The 14,473-nt window shown below is 38.9% G+C and carries 13 protein-coding genes; 12 read left to right on the top strand and 1 reads right to left on the bottom strand.

Annotated elements, in window-relative coordinates; genetic code table 11:
• The first annotated feature begins 6 nt into the window (after window positions 1-6).
• From hemA to ACK4HO_RS00290, 9 genes are all read left to right on the top strand, one after another.
• Window positions 7-1,266, top strand: coding sequence for a glutamyl-tRNA reductase (gene hemA, locus ACK4HO_RS00330; protein ID WP_409660926.1), 1,260 nt, complete (start codon window positions 7-9; stop codon window positions 1,264-1,266).
• Window positions 1,267-1,277: 11 nt separating this feature from the next.
• Window positions 1,278-2,210 carry a hydroxymethylbilane synthase gene (hemC, locus tag ACK4HO_RS00325; protein ID WP_409660923.1) on the top strand — a complete coding sequence of 311 codons (933 nt, stop codon included), beginning with the start codon at window positions 1,278-1,280 and terminating at the stop codon, window positions 2,208-2,210.
• A 3-nt stretch (window positions 2,211-2,213) separates the two neighbouring features.
• Window positions 2,214-2,885 (top strand): uroporphyrinogen-III synthase, encoded by a 672-nt coding sequence (locus ACK4HO_RS00320; RefSeq protein WP_409660920.1) that lies wholly within the window; start codon window positions 2,214-2,216, stop codon window positions 2,883-2,885.
• Between the two features lie 29 nt (window positions 2,886-2,914).
• Window positions 2,915-3,940: a uroporphyrinogen decarboxylase gene (gene hemE / locus ACK4HO_RS00315; RefSeq protein ID WP_409660917.1), complete on the top strand. Its 1,026-nt coding sequence runs from the start codon at window positions 2,915-2,917 to the stop codon at window positions 3,938-3,940.
• A gap of 63 nt (window positions 3,941-4,003) precedes the next feature.
• Window positions 4,004-4,906, top strand: coding sequence for an oxygen-dependent coproporphyrinogen oxidase (hemF, locus tag ACK4HO_RS00310; protein WP_409660914.1), 903 nt, complete (start codon window positions 4,004-4,006; stop codon window positions 4,904-4,906).
• 16 nt (window positions 4,907-4,922) lie between these two features.
• Window positions 4,923-5,921, top strand: a complete 999-nt coding sequence (hemB, locus tag ACK4HO_RS00305) for a porphobilinogen synthase (RefSeq protein ID WP_409660911.1) — start codon at window positions 4,923-4,925, stop codon at window positions 5,919-5,921.
• A gap of 108 nt (window positions 5,922-6,029) precedes the next feature.
• Window positions 6,030-6,404 (top strand): c-type cytochrome, encoded by a 375-nt coding sequence (locus tag ACK4HO_RS00300; protein WP_409660908.1) that lies wholly within the window; start codon window positions 6,030-6,032, stop codon window positions 6,402-6,404.
• Between the two features lie 60 nt (window positions 6,405-6,464).
• Complete coding sequence (locus ACK4HO_RS00295) at window positions 6,465-6,935, top strand: methylated-DNA--[protein]-cysteine S-methyltransferase (protein WP_409660906.1); 471 nt, start codon at window positions 6,465-6,467, stop codon at window positions 6,933-6,935.
• Window positions 6,936-7,001: 66 nt separating this feature from the next.
• Window positions 7,002-7,715, top strand: coding sequence for a 3'-5' exonuclease (locus tag ACK4HO_RS00290; RefSeq protein ID WP_409660903.1), 714 nt, complete (start codon window positions 7,002-7,004; stop codon window positions 7,713-7,715).
• Between the two features lie 48 nt (window positions 7,716-7,763).
• Here ACK4HO_RS00290 and ACK4HO_RS00285 read toward each other — a convergent pair whose 3' ends face one another.
• Entirely contained in the window at window positions 7,764-10,706 is a 2,943-nt protein-coding gene (locus ACK4HO_RS00285) for a S8 family serine peptidase (RefSeq protein WP_409660900.1), read from the bottom strand.
• Between the two features lie 233 nt (window positions 10,707-10,939).
• On the opposite strand from ACK4HO_RS00285, the gene ACK4HO_RS00280 reads away from it, so the two are divergent.
• The 3 genes from ACK4HO_RS00280 to ACK4HO_RS00270 all read left to right on the top strand — a co-directional run bounded on the left by ACK4HO_RS00280 (window position 10,940) and on the right by ACK4HO_RS00270 (window position 14,470).
• Window positions 10,940-12,379 (top strand): nucleoside recognition domain-containing protein, encoded by a 1,440-nt coding sequence (locus tag ACK4HO_RS00280; protein ID WP_409660897.1) that lies wholly within the window; start codon window positions 10,940-10,942, stop codon window positions 12,377-12,379.
• 91 nt (window positions 12,380-12,470) lie between these two features.
• Window positions 12,471-14,072 carry a fumarate hydratase gene (locus ACK4HO_RS00275; RefSeq protein WP_409660894.1) on the top strand — a complete coding sequence of 534 codons (1,602 nt, stop codon included), beginning with the start codon at window positions 12,471-12,473 and terminating at the stop codon, window positions 14,070-14,072.
• On the top strand, window positions 14,072-14,470 hold the full coding sequence (locus tag ACK4HO_RS00270; RefSeq protein WP_409660891.1) for a hypothetical protein: 399 nt from the start codon (window positions 14,072-14,074) through the stop codon (window positions 14,468-14,470). The genes ACK4HO_RS00275 and ACK4HO_RS00270 overlap by 1 nt, the downstream gene beginning before the upstream one ends.
• Window positions 14,471-14,473: the final 3 nt, after the last annotated feature.

The raw sequence follows: 14,473 nt of genomic DNA, 5'->3' as shown, positions 1-14,473 counted from the left end.
TAGTTTATGGAAAATTTTAATATGTCGAAACACACCTCTTTTTACGCCGTTGGATTAAGTTACAAAAAAGCAGATGCTGAAATCAGAGGAAAGTTCAGTTTAGATGCCAAAGCTAAATCAACTTTGTTGATGCAAGCTGAAGCAGAAGGAATTGAAGCCTTAATCGTTACATCAACCTGTAACCGAACTGAAATATATGGTTTCGCCAACCATCCATATGAGTTAATCAAATTACTTTGTGAAAACAGCCAAGGTTCAGTTCCTGAATTTCAGGAAGTGGCTTATATTTATAAAAATCAGGAAGCTATCAATCACATGTTCCGTGTTGGAACTGGTTTAGACAGCCAAATTCTTGGTGATTTCGAAATTATTAGCCAAATTAAAATTGCTTTTGTTGAAAGCAAATCAAACGGTTTGGTTAATTCTTTTATGGAAAGATTAGTCAATTCAGTTATCCAAGCCAGCAAAAAGATCAAAACCGATACCGATATTTCTACCGGAGCGACTTCGGTTTCTTTTGCGTCTGTACAATACATTATCAAAAATGTAGAAGATATCGCCAATAAAAACATTTTGCTTTTCGGAACCGGAAAAATTGGCAGAAATACTTGTGAAAACTTAGTAAAACATACCAAACACGAGCAAATTACACTAATCAATCGTACCAAAGATAAAGCCGAAAGACTAGCTCAAAAATTAGATTTAGTCGTTAAAGATTACGCCGATTTACAGCTGGAATTGCAAAAAGCAGATGTAGTGATTGTAGCCACCGGTGCTCAAAACCCAACTATTGATAAAGCTATTTTAAATCTCAAAAAACCATTGTTGATTTTGGATTTATCGATTCCGAAAAACGTCAATGAAAATGTAAAAGAAGTGGAAGGCGTGACTTTGATTCACTTAGACCATCTTTCTCAAATTACGGATGAAACTTTAGAAAACCGAAAACTCCACATTCCGGCAGCCGAAGCGATTATTGAAGAAATCAAAGATGAGTTTATGGCTTGGGCCAAAAACAGAAAGTTTGCACCAACCATTCAAGCGTTGAAAGAAAAACTGAATTCTATCAAAGAAGGAGAATTGAATGTACAACGCAAAAAGTTGTCTAATTTCGATGAAGAACAAGCCGAATTAATCAGTAACCGCATCATTCAAAAAATCACCAATCATTTTGTAAATCACCTCAAAGACGGAGATTCTATGGATGAAGGCATTGAATGGATTGAAAAAGTATTTCAATTAGACCAAGAGAAATCATTTTTTTAAAGCAAATCGAAGTGGCCGAAAAAACAATAAGAATAGGAACGCGCGACAGCGAACTAGCACTTTGGCAAGCCCATACCGTTCAAATGAAACTCAACGATTTAGGCTATAAAACTGAAATTGTTGCCGTGAAATCACAAGGTGATATTATTCTCGACAAACCTTTATACGAACTCGGAATCACCGGAATTTTTACCAAAACGTTAGACATTGCCATGATCAATGGTGAAGTTGATATTGCTGTTCATTCGATGAAAGATGTGCCAACGGCATTACCAATTGGTATTGTGCAAGCAGCCGTTTTGGAAAGAGCGAATGTTTTAGACATTTTGGTACACAAAGGCAATCTCGATTTCTTAACCAGAAACGGAATTATCGCCACCGGAAGCCTACGTCGTCAAGCGCAATGGCTGAATAAATATCCTAATCACACGGTAACCGATTTGCGTGGAAACGTAAACACCCGCATGCAAAAGTTGCAAGACAATGACTGGAGCGGAGCCGTTTTTGCCGCGGCAGGTTTGGAACGAATCAATTTAAAACCCGAAACTTTTATCGATTTAGATTGGATGATTCCGGCACCGGCACAAGGAGCAATGGTGGTTGTAGCGATGGGCAATGATAATTATACGATTGATGCTATTTCGCAATTAAATGATATCGAAACCGAAATTTGCACCTATATAGAAAGACAGTTTTTAAGAACATTGGAAGGCGGTTGTACCGCGCCAATCGGGGCTTTGGCCAAATATAATCAGCACGATGATACGATAGAATTTCAGGGATGTCTGCTTTCGCTTGATGGAAAAGAAAAATTCGAAATCAAGAAAGCGGTGGATATTTCAGAATGGAAAAAATTAGGTTATCATTCGGCACAAGAAATACTGGAAAAAGGAGGAAGTGAATTGATGACTGAAATCAAAAAACAGCTTAAACCCAAAGTATAAAAGATGGAAAATCAAATTCGCCTATTATCAACCAAAAAGCTATTAGAAAACCAAAAGCAATTACTGTTGAGTGCGAATTTTAATATAGAAGAAGCTGATTTTATCAATGTCGTGAATAGACATTTTAAAATTAAAACAATCAACGATTTTCTGATTTTTACCAGTCAAAATGCGGTAGAAAGTGTTTTAGAAAATGAAAGAATAGCCGAAATAAAAACACGAAAATGCTTCTGCGTAGGCGAAAAAACCAGAGCATTATTAGAACAAAACAGCTTTGAAGTAATCGTAAGTTCAGATTATGCATCAGAATTGGCTTCAATTATTTGTAACCAATATTTCAAAAGCAGTTTTACGTTCTTTTGCGGGAATTTGAGACAAGATATTTTACCGGATTCACTGACTTTAGCCGGAGTAATTTTTGAGGAAATTGAAGTCTACGAAACCGTTTTAACGCCTCACAAGGCCGCCGACAATTTGAACGGTATTTTGTTTTTCAGTCCGTCAGGGGTACAAAGTTTTTTGAAAGCCAATGTCATTCGGGACGAAGTCTGTTTTTGCATCGGCGGCACAACTGCCAAAGCCTTGATAGGAATTACCAATAAAGTTGTAATAGCCAATCAGCCCAATATTGAAAGTACACTTATAAAAAGTATAGAATTTTTTAATAAAATATAATTTGGCCTCAGCCAAAACAAAAATGAATTATGATTAAAAACGATTTATTCCTTCGCGCCTTAAACAATGAAACAGTAGAACGTCCACCGGTTTGGATGATGCGTCAAGCGGGAAGATATTTACCTGAATTCAGAGCTTTACGCGACAAATACGATTTCTTCACCCGTTGCGAAACCCCGGAATTAGCAGCTGAAATCACGGTACAACCTATCAGAATTGTAAAACCGGATGCAGCAATTTTGTTTTCGGATATTTTGGTAGTGCCAAGAGCAATGGGCATTCCCGTGGAGTTGAAAGACAATTTGGGACCCATAATTCCAAACCCAATCAGAACGATGGAACAAGTCAATCAAGTCTTCGTTCCGGATGTTCATGAAACTTTAGGTTACGTTTTTGACGCCATCAAATTAACCAAAGAAATGCTAAACGATGAGGTGCCATTAATCGGTTTTGCCGGTTCACCATGGACGATTTTCTGTTACGCTGTAGAAGGAAAAGGTTCAAAAAGTTTTGACACCGCTAAAGGATTTTGTTTCTCCAACCCAATTGCAGCACACACATTATTGCAAAAAATCACTGACACCACCATTTTATATTTAAAAGAAAAAGTAAAAGCAGGTTGTAACGCCATTCAGATTTTCGATTCTTGGGGCGGAATGTTATCACCTGTTGATTATCAAGAATTCTCTTGGCCTTACATCAACCAAATCGTTGAAGCCTTAGCCGAAGACACTAAAGTCATCGTGTTCGGAAAAGGGTGTTGGTTTGCGCTAAATGACATGGCGAAATCAAAAGCGTCAGCACTTGGTGTTGACTGGACTTGCTCAGCCAGAAACGCTCGTTATTTATCAGGCGGAAGAATCACTTTGCAAGGAAATTTTGACCCGAGTCGTTTGTTATCGCCCATTCCAACCATCAAAAAAATGGTACACGAAATGATAGACGAATTCGGAAAAGACAGCTATATCGTAAACCTCGGTCACGGAATTTTACCTAACATTCCGGTTGATCACGCCAAGGCTTTTGTAGAGGCGGTGAAAGAATACAATCAGTAGGCAGTCACAGTTATCAGTTTTTAGTCACTGCGACTGAAAACTGCGACTGAAAACTATTTCACAATGAAAGATAAATTCTATCAATATATATTACAATTACAAGACCAAATCACTTCAGCTATAGAAGCAGTCGATGGCGTTGCTAAATTCCGTGAAGATATTTGGCAAAGACCTGAAGGCGGCGGCGGAAGAACACGCGTGATGGAAAACGGAAAAGTTTTTGAAAAAGGCGGTGTAAACATTTCAGCCGTTCACGGAAAATTACCCGAAGCGATGCAAAAAATGTTCAACGTAGGCGAAGCCGATTTTTTTGCGTGCGGATTGAGTTTAGTAATTCATCCGAAAAGCCCAATGGTGCCAACGGTTCATGCCAATTGGCGTTACTTCGAAATGTATGACGATAACGGCAACGTGATTAATTCGTGGTTTGGCGGCGGACAAGATTTAACGCCTTATTATTTGTTTGAAGAAGATGCGAAACATTTTCACCAAACCTGCAAAACCGCTTGCGACAAACATAATTCCGATTTTTATCCGAAATACAAAAAACAATGTGACGCTTATTTTTGGAATGCCCATAGAAATGAAGCCCGCGGAATTGGCGGATTGTTCTTCGATTATTGCAAAGCAACTGAAGAAATGGCAATGGAAGATTGGTACAATTTCGTAACCGAAGTCGGCAACAGTTTCTGCGAAGCCTATGTTCCAATTGTCGAGAAAAGAAAAACATTACCGTATTCCCCCGAACAAAAAACTTGGCAAGAAATCCGCCGTGGTCGTTACGTCGAATTCAATTTGGTACACGACAAAGGCACGTTATTTGGTCTAAAAACCAACGGCAGAATTGAATCGATATTGATGAGTTTGCCACCACACGTGCAATGGGTGTATGACCATCATCCGGAAGCCGGAAGCGAAGAAGAAAAATTAATTAAAATATTAGAAAATTCAATCGATTGGATTTAACTTAAAAATAAAAATTATGTTTCCACTACAAAGAGGCAGAAGATTACGCGTCAACGAAAGCATTCGTTCTTTGGTTCGCGAAACAACTTTAAGTCCATCCGACTTTATGTTTCCGATGTTCATAGCAGAAGGCGAAAATTATAAATCTGAAATTTCCTCAATGCCCGGCATTTTCCGCCGCTCTATTGATTTAACCGTAGAAGAAGTAAAAGAACTTTTCGCTTTAGGCATTCGCGCCGTAAACATCTACGTAAAAGTGGACGAAAGCTTAAAAGACAATACCGGCAAAGAAGCATGGAATCCCAACGGATTGATGCAACAAGCGATAAAAGCCATCAAAACCGCTTGTCCGGAAATGATTGTCATGCCCGATGTAGCCTTAGATCCGTATTCTATTTACGGTCACGACGGCATCATCGAAAACGGAGATATTGCCAACGATGCGACTAACGAAGCTCTGGTAAAAATGGCCGTTTCTCATGCGCAAGCCGGGGCCGACTTCGTAGCACCAAGCGATATGATGGACGGACGAGTTTTGCGTTTGCGCCAAGGTTTAGACGCTGCCGGTTTTCAAAATGTAGGCATCATGAGTTATTCGGCCAAATACGCTTCGGCCTTTTACGGTCCGTTTCGTGATGCTTTAGACAGCGCACCAAGAGAAGCCGATGTTGTGGTTCCCAAAGACAAAAAAACCTATCAAATGGATTACGCCAACCGCATCGAAGCCATCAAAGAAGCCTTAATGGATGTTGAAGAAGGCGCCGATATGGTCATGGTCAAACCGGGAATTGCCTATTTGGATATTGTTCGCGAAGTCAAAAATGCCGTGAATGTTCCCGTAACGGTTTTCCATGTTTCCGGAGAATATGCCATGATCAAAGCCGCTTCCGAAAGAGGTTGGCTCGACCACGACAAAATCATGATGGAGCAATTGATGTGTATTAAGCGTGCCGGGGCCAGTTTGATTTCGACTTATTTTGCCAAAGAAGCTGCAATTTTATTAAATCAAAAATAGGAGCGAAAGGTTCGGGCTTTATCGGTTGTCCCTATTCCCGCTGTCCGAACTACATGGTAGTTTCTCCCATCGGGGCTAATTAGGATTTGTATTGATTTTTTGTACACTATGAAGAAAATTATATTACTCGCATTCATTATAACCTTCGCGTCTTGTAAAAAAGAGGTGGAAGACAATTATGGTCAACCAAAACAAGATGAAACTGCAGTAGCCATTTCCGGTAAGGAATTATTTGAAGGCAAAGGAACGTGCACCGCATGCCATTTACCCGGCCAAAAAGTAATCGGACCAAGTATCACCGAAATTGCCAAAATCTACAAAGAAAAAAAGGGAAGCATCGTTAGTTTTCTGAAAGAAGAAAGCGAACCCATCGTTGACCCAAGTCAGTATGAGGTGATGAAAGCCAACTTCGCCATCACCAAACAAATGAGTGATGAAGAACTTAAAGCTCTAGAAGATTACATCTATACTTTCTCAAAATAAACCTTTGCAACCTTCGCACCTTCTTTGCGACCTTTGCGGTTAAATCACTAACTTTATCACATGGAAACCGCATTCATTAAAACACCACTCGGCGTCGCCAAAATAGCCGGCGATGACAACGGCATTTCTGTAATCTCCATTTTAGAAGAAGGTGAAATTACTATTGAAGTTCCAGCTGTTTTAAAAGAAGCTATTAGCCAACTCCATGATTATTTTCAAGGCAATCGAAATGATTTCGATTTCAAAATGAATCCATCGGGAACAGAATTCCAACAAAGAGTTTGGCAAGAATTATTAAACATTCCGTTTGGCAAAACCCTATCTTATTTAGATTTATCCAAAAAGCTAGGCGATGTCAAAGCCATTCGTGCCGTAGCTTCGGCTAATGGTAAAAATCCATTATGGATAGTCGTTCCATGTCATCGCGTAATTGGAACCGATGGTTCGTTAACCGGTTATGCCGGCGGGCTTTGGCGCAAAAAATGGTTATTGGACCATGAAAGTCCGAGTGGCCAACAATCACTTTTTTAACTATTTTTCTTTCATATTTAAAATAAATCACTAATTTTAAGTCGGTTAATTCTTAATTTTATTCCTATGATTGAAAAAATCCCACTCAATAACATCCTCTTTCTAGACATAGAAACCGTTCCCGAAGAAGACAACTTCAACGCTTTGGATGCCGAAATGAAAACGCTTTGGGAACAAAAAACACAATACCAAAGAAAAGACGAATACACTCCGGAAGACTTTTACGAACGTGCCGGTATTTGGGCTGAGTTTGGTAAAATTGTCTGTATTTCGGTAGGGTATTTTGCGAATAAAAGTGACATTCGAAATTTTAGAGTGACTTCTTTTTATGGCGATGAGAAAAAGATTCTAAAGGATTTCTCTAATTTATTAGATACTCATTTTAATGGAGCCCAACATCTTTTATGTGGTCATAATGCTAAAGAATTCGACTTTCCTTTCATAGCCCGAAGAATGATTATCAATCAAGTTCCCATTCCAAGTAAACTGAATTTATTTGGCAAAAAACCATGGGAAATTCCCCATTTAGACACTTTGGAACTGTGGAAATTTGGCGACTACAAACATTTTACTTCTTTAAAATTACTGACCAAAATTCTCGGAATTCCTTCTCCAAAAGGTGATATCGATGGCAGTCAAGTGGCTCATGTTTTTTATGTGGAAAAAGACATTGATAGAATCGTAACCTATTGCGAAAAAGACGTCATAGCAGTAGCGCAAATCTTTCTCCGACTCCGCAGAGAGGATTTATTGATAGAAGAGGAAATTTTACACGTATAAAAAAAGAGGTCAATTACGACCTCTTTTATATTAGTTTTCTTTATCGGATTAGTTTCTTCTTAAAACTATTTTCTTTGTGATTGAACCTTGATTATTGGCAATATTTACTAAATAAACACCATCTTGAAGATTTTCTATACCAAAAGAAGTAAGCACTTGATTAGTTTCTTTGGACATAATGGCTCTTCCTTGTAAATCATATAAGGTAATGGTTGCTTTTTCATTTAAAGAAGGAATGGTAATGTTAACAATTCCTTTGGTTGGATTTGGGTAAACACTGCTGTTTTGTAACGGATTTTCTGCAACAGTTAATAATGCCGGTACCACTCTACAAATGTCAATACTAAAGTTGTTGATGGCACCACCGTCTTCATTGTAAGGATCAATTACTCGTAACGTCCAAACGCCATCCGCCGATAAGTTATTTAATACGCTCAAATTATTTATCGGAGCTATATTCCCACTTATAGCAGGATTGCCTACGCAACTTGGAAAGTTTCCGGCGTCATCGTAGGTACAATTGATATTATCTTCACCGGTACAAGCCTCTTCTTGCAAAATAATAACAGGGCTCCCAATTGTGGCCGGACCTTCTAAAACAATCGTCATATCTTGTACCCAAGTATGTGAAATCGTCACATTGATATTAATATCTCCTATAGAATAGCCACCGGTTATGGTGATTGGAACAGAGGCTTCTGAGTTGGCTACACTCGCAATAACAGCATTACTGTAATTTGACGCCGCAAAATTGGCATCACAAATTAAGTTTCCGGTTGCAAAATCGTTAACAGCAGCAGAAGTAATAGCCACAGTGCCACAATTATTCATAGGAATTACTCTCCAATAATAACGTGTTGCTTCACTTAATCCGGAAATAGTATAAGAATTGATGCTCACATAGTCATCGGTTATCAAACTGGAAAAGTCGCTAAATCGGGAAACTTGAATTTGATAAGTCAAGGCATTAGCCTGAGCAGCCCAATTAAAAGTTACAGTGGTAGATAAACCGCTTTGTCCATTTGTTGGCGATTGTATGGCAATAGGTTCAAAAGTACCATTATAAATGCGAAGTGTTTTATATCGTGTTTCGGTCTCTATATCGTTTGAGCCAAAAATTCCAATAAAGTACTCTCCGGCTACAACATTAGACAATCCAGTAATGGTCATAGTAACTACACCACTAGCACTTAATGAGTTTGGAGAGAAAGTGGCATTAGCACCCGTTGGTAATCCTAAAGCGGAAAAAGTGGTTGTTCCGGCTCCTGATTGGGCATAATTAAACGTATAAGTAGCATTTTGTGTTGAACACACAGTAACATCTGCAGAACTTGGGTTTAATGAAAATGCAGAATTAATACCTGTAACCACTAAAGAGAATTTTTGACTGCCCGTAACCAAAGCTCCTTTATGGGTGACAGTAATAGTGTATTCTCCGGCAGTTGGCGCATCTATCTTGATAAGTTCTATATTGTCCACATTGTTGTCACCGGTTCGGATAGCCGGAGTAGTCGGATTGGAAGTTAATTTCCATGGATAATAAGTATTATCGTTTCGTGTAATTCGAATATCTAAATCATTAACCAAAACCGGAGTTGTATCATTCGGACCATTGGCACCTGAATTAACAGTTCCCGGCAAATCAGTCCAAGTAATAGAGGCCAACAAAGGTGAAGAGCCATTAGAATTAACGGTCATGGTAAAACTTTGATTGTTGTTGATATTCTCTTCAGATACCCAGGACGTTAAACCATTATTGGTTAAAGTTTCAGCCGCTTTTTTAGCATTTAATAATCCCCAACCAAATACGGCATCAGGGCCAACCAATCCTGCATCATCCGCTGTATGACAAGCCAAACCTTTTAAGGTTGCAGCACGCATAAAATTGGTAGTCAGGTTTCGATAATGTTGTTGTAATAGGATTAATGTTCCGGCTACATTAGGAGAAGCCATTGAAGTTCCTGATAGTGTTGCTGTACCAACATTACTTGAATTACTGGTTGAGGTTAAATTGGTTCCGTTTCCTGTAATGTCCGGTTTTACACGCAAGTCATCTGTAGGACCTTGACTGCTGGAACCATTAATAGAAATGGTACCGGTTACTGCACCATCTGTTCCAACAGAAACATCCGAACTGTTGGCTACAACCAAATTGTTTTTTGCAGTTTTATCCCCAACAAGTTTGTCATATCCCAAAGCAATAGGGTCATCATTATCATTATTACCACCTTCGTTACCGGCAGACATTACTGCCAAATAATAAGGGGCAATGTACGCAGCTTCATCCCATTCATAAGCGCCATAAGTGTAAGCCCCAATATACCAAGAAGGCAATGTACTGGTACCACTTGTTATTGGTGTTCCATAAGAGTGGTTAGAAATCAACATTCCCATTTGTGCCTCAGATATGGCTTCGCCTAAGTCTTCATTCCAATCAAAAGTTCGAGCGAATGCTTCAGGCGCCATTCCTTTAACAGCTGCTGGATTCGCACTGGCAACCATTGTCCCGGCGACATGGGTTGCATGAAGAATGGAACCGGTACTGCTGTTGTCAGCAACAGTTACTCTTCCTCCAAACGCGGCGTGACTGGCTCTGACATTTCCTCCGTCCCAAACTCTTGCGGTCATTCCTTGGCCGTTAAGATTTAATCCCATAGAACCGGTACTATTTAAAAAACTGGCGCGGGTTGAACGAGCGGCATTGATGTTTTGAGTTGAATAATATATAGGAAAACCATCGGGAGTTAGTTTCATTATCTCTAAGATAGAGCCGTCTTCTTTTTCAACATAAACAGGCCATCCTTTGGCTACAGCTTTGGCTACAGCTTTTTGTTTTTCGGCAATGGCTTTTTTTCTGTAATAAGCTTCTCTTTCTTTGAGCTTTACCATGTCATAATCAGCCGTAATTTTTTTAATCTCTTCCTGTGACTGACCAAAAACGGAACATGAGACAAAAATTATTAAAACTAGTAGTAAATAGTTCTTTTTCATAATTTTTTTAAAGAATAAATAGTGTGTTGTTTAAAAGTGTGCAAATATATAAATCTTAGCTTAAAATGGTTGTTTTATTGTTAAATAATCATTATTTTTTAATAAATGTTCAACAGAAGTCAAAAAGTATTACAGAACGGCGGGGTTTTTTATAAAAAATTTATTTCAAACCCTCAACAAAAATTTATTTCTGTCCAAAATGGAGAAATAGTATATTTACCAAAAAACAGATTATGGTTTTAAGTAGATTTTGGCTCGCTATTTTTATTTCATCTATTGTCTTTGTAGTGTTTAGTTTAGTTACGTCAAACAGCTATTCGGTGGATTTTATTTTGAACGGAAAAAAGGACGATCCCATCTTAATTTCGGAAAAATATCTAAATCAAGTGCCAAAGTTTGTCATGGACAGCATTGAAAAGGCACCCGAACAAACCATGATAGTCAATCGCGATACACTTAATGCTGACACTACTTATGTTTATAAAAGCAAAACCGTAAAAATATATAGCGGGGTTCAAAAATCGGATGGTTTATTACCAACATGTAAAAACAGTTTACTCGATTTGATTATCCCGTTGATAGCCTATTTGGCCTTCTTTTGCGGATTAATGGAACTTTTAATCATCTCAGGCGCAGCCGAAAAATTAGCCAGAAGACTAAGCCCGATGTTTGCTAAAGTTTTCCCGACCATTCCTAAAAATCACGAGTCTATATCGTATATGACTTTAAATTTTGCAGCCAACTTTTTAGGATTAGATTCTGCCGCAACACCATTCGGATTAAAAGCCATGCAAAGTCTACAGGAAATCAACCCCGAAAAAGACAAAGCCAGTGATGCTCAAATCATGTTCATGTGTTTGCACGCCGCCGGACTAACTTTAATCCCAACATCCATCATAGGATATCGTGCCGCTGAGAATGCCGCCAATCCGGCCGATGTGATGTTACCATGTATTATCACTTCATTTATCGGGACCATTGCAGCCTTTTTAATTGTAGGCATTCGCCAAAAAATCAATTTCAAAAGCGCGTCATTATTGGTGGCGTTGATGACAGTTATTGGCGCTATCGTAGGATTGTTGTTTTATGTCAACGGTTTGGATTTGATAGGCAAAAACGCGTTTACATCTAATTTGTCCGGATTGATGTTAGTCGCCATTATCGCCTTTACCCTAATCTTTTCTTTTGTCAATGAGAAAAAGTTCGTAGCCAAAGACACCACTATTTTTGATTCATTTGTAACCGGAGCTAATAATGGTTTACAAACCGGCGTTAAGATTTTCCCTTATGTAATGGGAATGTTGGTGGCCATTTCTTTTTTCAGAAACAGCGGTTTGTTTGAAATCATCAGTAACTGGATTTCATTTGCGTTTTCGAATATCGGTGTAAGCAAACAAGTTACCGATTCTTTACCTGTCGCTATGCTCAGACCATTTAGTTCAGGCGGTTCACGCGGATTTATGATTGATTCCATGCGTAACTTTGGCCCTGATTCTTTCACGGGCAGACTGAGTTGTATTTTCCAATGCAGCGCCGAAACTACTTTTTATGTGATAGCAGTTTATTTTGGAAGTATTAATGTGAAAAACACTCGATACACACTCGCCACTATGCTTTTAGTAGATTTAATCTGTGTGATTACAGCGATTTTTGTGGCGAGTTGGTTTTTTTAGGAAATGATTTGGTATACATTAATTTAGCAACTATTTCATTTCAGCAATCGAGCACTTTGCTTAACTTTGCCACTTAAAATAACACACCAAAATGGACTTTATATACCAAGATCCGTATCCCATTCTTAAAGACGATACGCAATACAAAAAGATCACTTCCGATTACGTAAAAACGGAACAATTAGGCGATAGAGAAATCCTCACCGTTGACCCGAAAGGCTTGGAGCTTTTGGCCCAAGAAGCGATGATTGATGTTTCGTTTATGTTGCGCAAGGCTCATTTACAAAAATTGCAAAACATCTTAAACGATCCGGAAGCCACAGACAACGACCGATTCGTAGCTTATAATTTATTGCAAAATGCAGCTGTGGCTGTCGAAGGCGAATTACCTTCTTGCCAAGATACCGGAACGGCAATTGTAATGGCGAAAAAAGGAGAGAATGTTTATACCGGAGTAGATGATGCTGAATGGTTGTCGAAAGGAATTTTCAATTCGTACCAAATAAAGAATTTGCGCTATTCTCAAATTGTCCCGATTTCGATGTTTGAAGAGAAAAATTCGGGTTCCAATCTTCCGGCTCAGATTGATATTTATGCCAAAAAAGGCTCGAGTTATGAGTTTTTATTCTTGGCCAAAGGTGGTGGAAGCGCGAATAAAACGTTCTTGTATCAAAAAACAAAATCACTCTTAAACGAAAAGTCTTTAGACGAATTCGTTCGCGATAAAATAAAAGATTTAGGAACATCTGCTTGTCCGCCGTATCACTTGGCTTTAGTGATTGGAGGAACTTCTGCGGAAGCCAATTTAGCCGCAGTGAAAAAAGCCTCAGCCGGTTATTACGACAATTTGCCTACTTCCGGAAACATGTCGGGACAAGCGTTCCGCGATTTAGAATGGGAAAAAAAGGTACTGCAAATTTGCCAGGAAAGTGCCATCGGCGCTCAGTTTGGCGGAAAGTATTTTGCTCATGATGTACGCGTCATTCGTTTGCCGAGACACGCCGCTTCTTGTCCTGTAGGATTAGGTGTTTCTTGTTCGGCCGATAGAAATATCAAAGCGAAAATTACCAAAGATGGTATTTATTTGGAACAATTGGAAACCAATCCGAAGCAGTTTTTACCTGCAACGCCACCGCATTTAGAAGCACCGGTGGAAATCGATTTGAACCGACCGATGAGCGAAATTTTAGCCGAGTTGACTAAATACCCAATCAAAACCCGCTTAAAATTAAACGGAACGGTAATCGTAGCCCGTGATATTGCCCACGCCAAAATCAAAGAATTACTCGATGCCGGTAAACCAATGCCGGAGTATTTCAAAAACCATCCGGTTTATTACGCCGGACCTGCAAAAACGCCTGAAGGGATGCCATCGGGAAGTTTTGGTCCAACAACCGCAGGAAGAATGGACGTTTATGTAGACGAATTTCAAAGTCATGGCGGCAGTATGATTATGTTAGCCAAAGGAAACCGAAGCAAAGATGTGATGACTGCTTGTAACAAATATGGCGGATTCTATTTGGGTTCTGTTGGCGGTCCTGCAGCGATTTTGGCCAAAGAAAATATATTAAAAGTAGAAGTAGTCGATTTTGAAGAATTGGGTATGGAAGCCGTTCGCAAAATTACCGTGAAAGATTTCCCGGCGTTTATTATTACTGATGATAAGGGGAATGATTTCTTCGCCAATTTATAATGATGCTATTTACAGAAACCTTCAGCGAGTTTTACAGTAAAGCAAAAGAAAGTTTAGCCGGCGGAACGTTTGCCAAATTGACTTTTGCCAAAACCATAGGTAATACGCAATTGATGAACATTTATATCCGTCCGATAATTGAAGCGGAGGATTTACAATTGGAACTCAAGTTCAAATTCCAACAAGAAGAAATTGTCGAGTTTTATTCGATTGATGATGCTTTCGACAGATTGTTGCCCTTTATAAATAATCCGTTTTCGTCAGTTATTTTATTTACTACCGAATTTGATTTGGTTTATAAACTCAACAAGAAAAAAACGGTCAGTATTACCGAACAACCACCAACCTTTGGCAATGCGTCACCAATACTGTTAGAGTATTTGGCCACCAAAAAATAAAGA

It is taken from the genome of Flavobacterium sp. (genome assembly GCF_046296355.1).
Lineage (GTDB): Bacteria > Bacteroidota > Bacteroidia > Flavobacteriales > Flavobacteriaceae > Flavobacterium.
Note: the sequence above shows the minus strand (reverse complement) of the source record. Positions and strands in the feature narration are given on the sequence as shown.

Bases quoted from the DNA above. Each gene is read 5' to 3' on its own strand.
- hemA (WP_409660926.1), top strand. From the start codon at position 7: ATGGAAAATTTTAATATGTCGAAACACACCTCTTTTTACGCCGTTGGA.
- ACK4HO_RS00320 (WP_409660920.1), top strand. From the start codon at position 2,214: ATGGAAAATCAAATTCGCCTATTATCAACCAAAAAGCTATTAGAAAAC.
- hemE (WP_409660917.1), top strand. From the start codon at position 2,915: ATGATTAAAAACGATTTATTCCTTCGCGCCTTAAACAATGAAACAGTA.
- hemF (WP_409660914.1), top strand. From the start codon at position 4,004: ATGAAAGATAAATTCTATCAATATATATTACAATTACAAGACCAAATC.
- hemB (WP_409660911.1), top strand. From the start codon at position 4,923: ATGTTTCCACTACAAAGAGGCAGAAGATTACGCGTCAACGAAAGCATT.
- ACK4HO_RS00300 (WP_409660908.1), top strand. From the start codon at position 6,030: ATGAAGAAAATTATATTACTCGCATTCATTATAACCTTCGCGTCTTGT.
- ACK4HO_RS00295 (WP_409660906.1), top strand. From the start codon at position 6,465: ATGGAAACCGCATTCATTAAAACACCACTCGGCGTCGCCAAAATAGCC.
- ACK4HO_RS00290 (WP_409660903.1), top strand. From the start codon at position 7,002: ATGATTGAAAAAATCCCACTCAATAACATCCTCTTTCTAGACATAGAA.
- ACK4HO_RS00285 (WP_409660900.1), bottom strand. From the start codon at position 10,706: ATGAAAAAGAACTATTTACTACTAGTTTTAATAATTTTTGTCTCATGT.
- ACK4HO_RS00280 (WP_409660897.1), top strand. From the start codon at position 10,940: ATGGTTTTAAGTAGATTTTGGCTCGCTATTTTTATTTCATCTATTGTC.
- ACK4HO_RS00275 (WP_409660894.1), top strand. From the start codon at position 12,471: ATGGACTTTATATACCAAGATCCGTATCCCATTCTTAAAGACGATACG.
- ACK4HO_RS00270 (WP_409660891.1), top strand. From the start codon at position 14,072: ATGATGCTATTTACAGAAACCTTCAGCGAGTTTTACAGTAAAGCAAAA.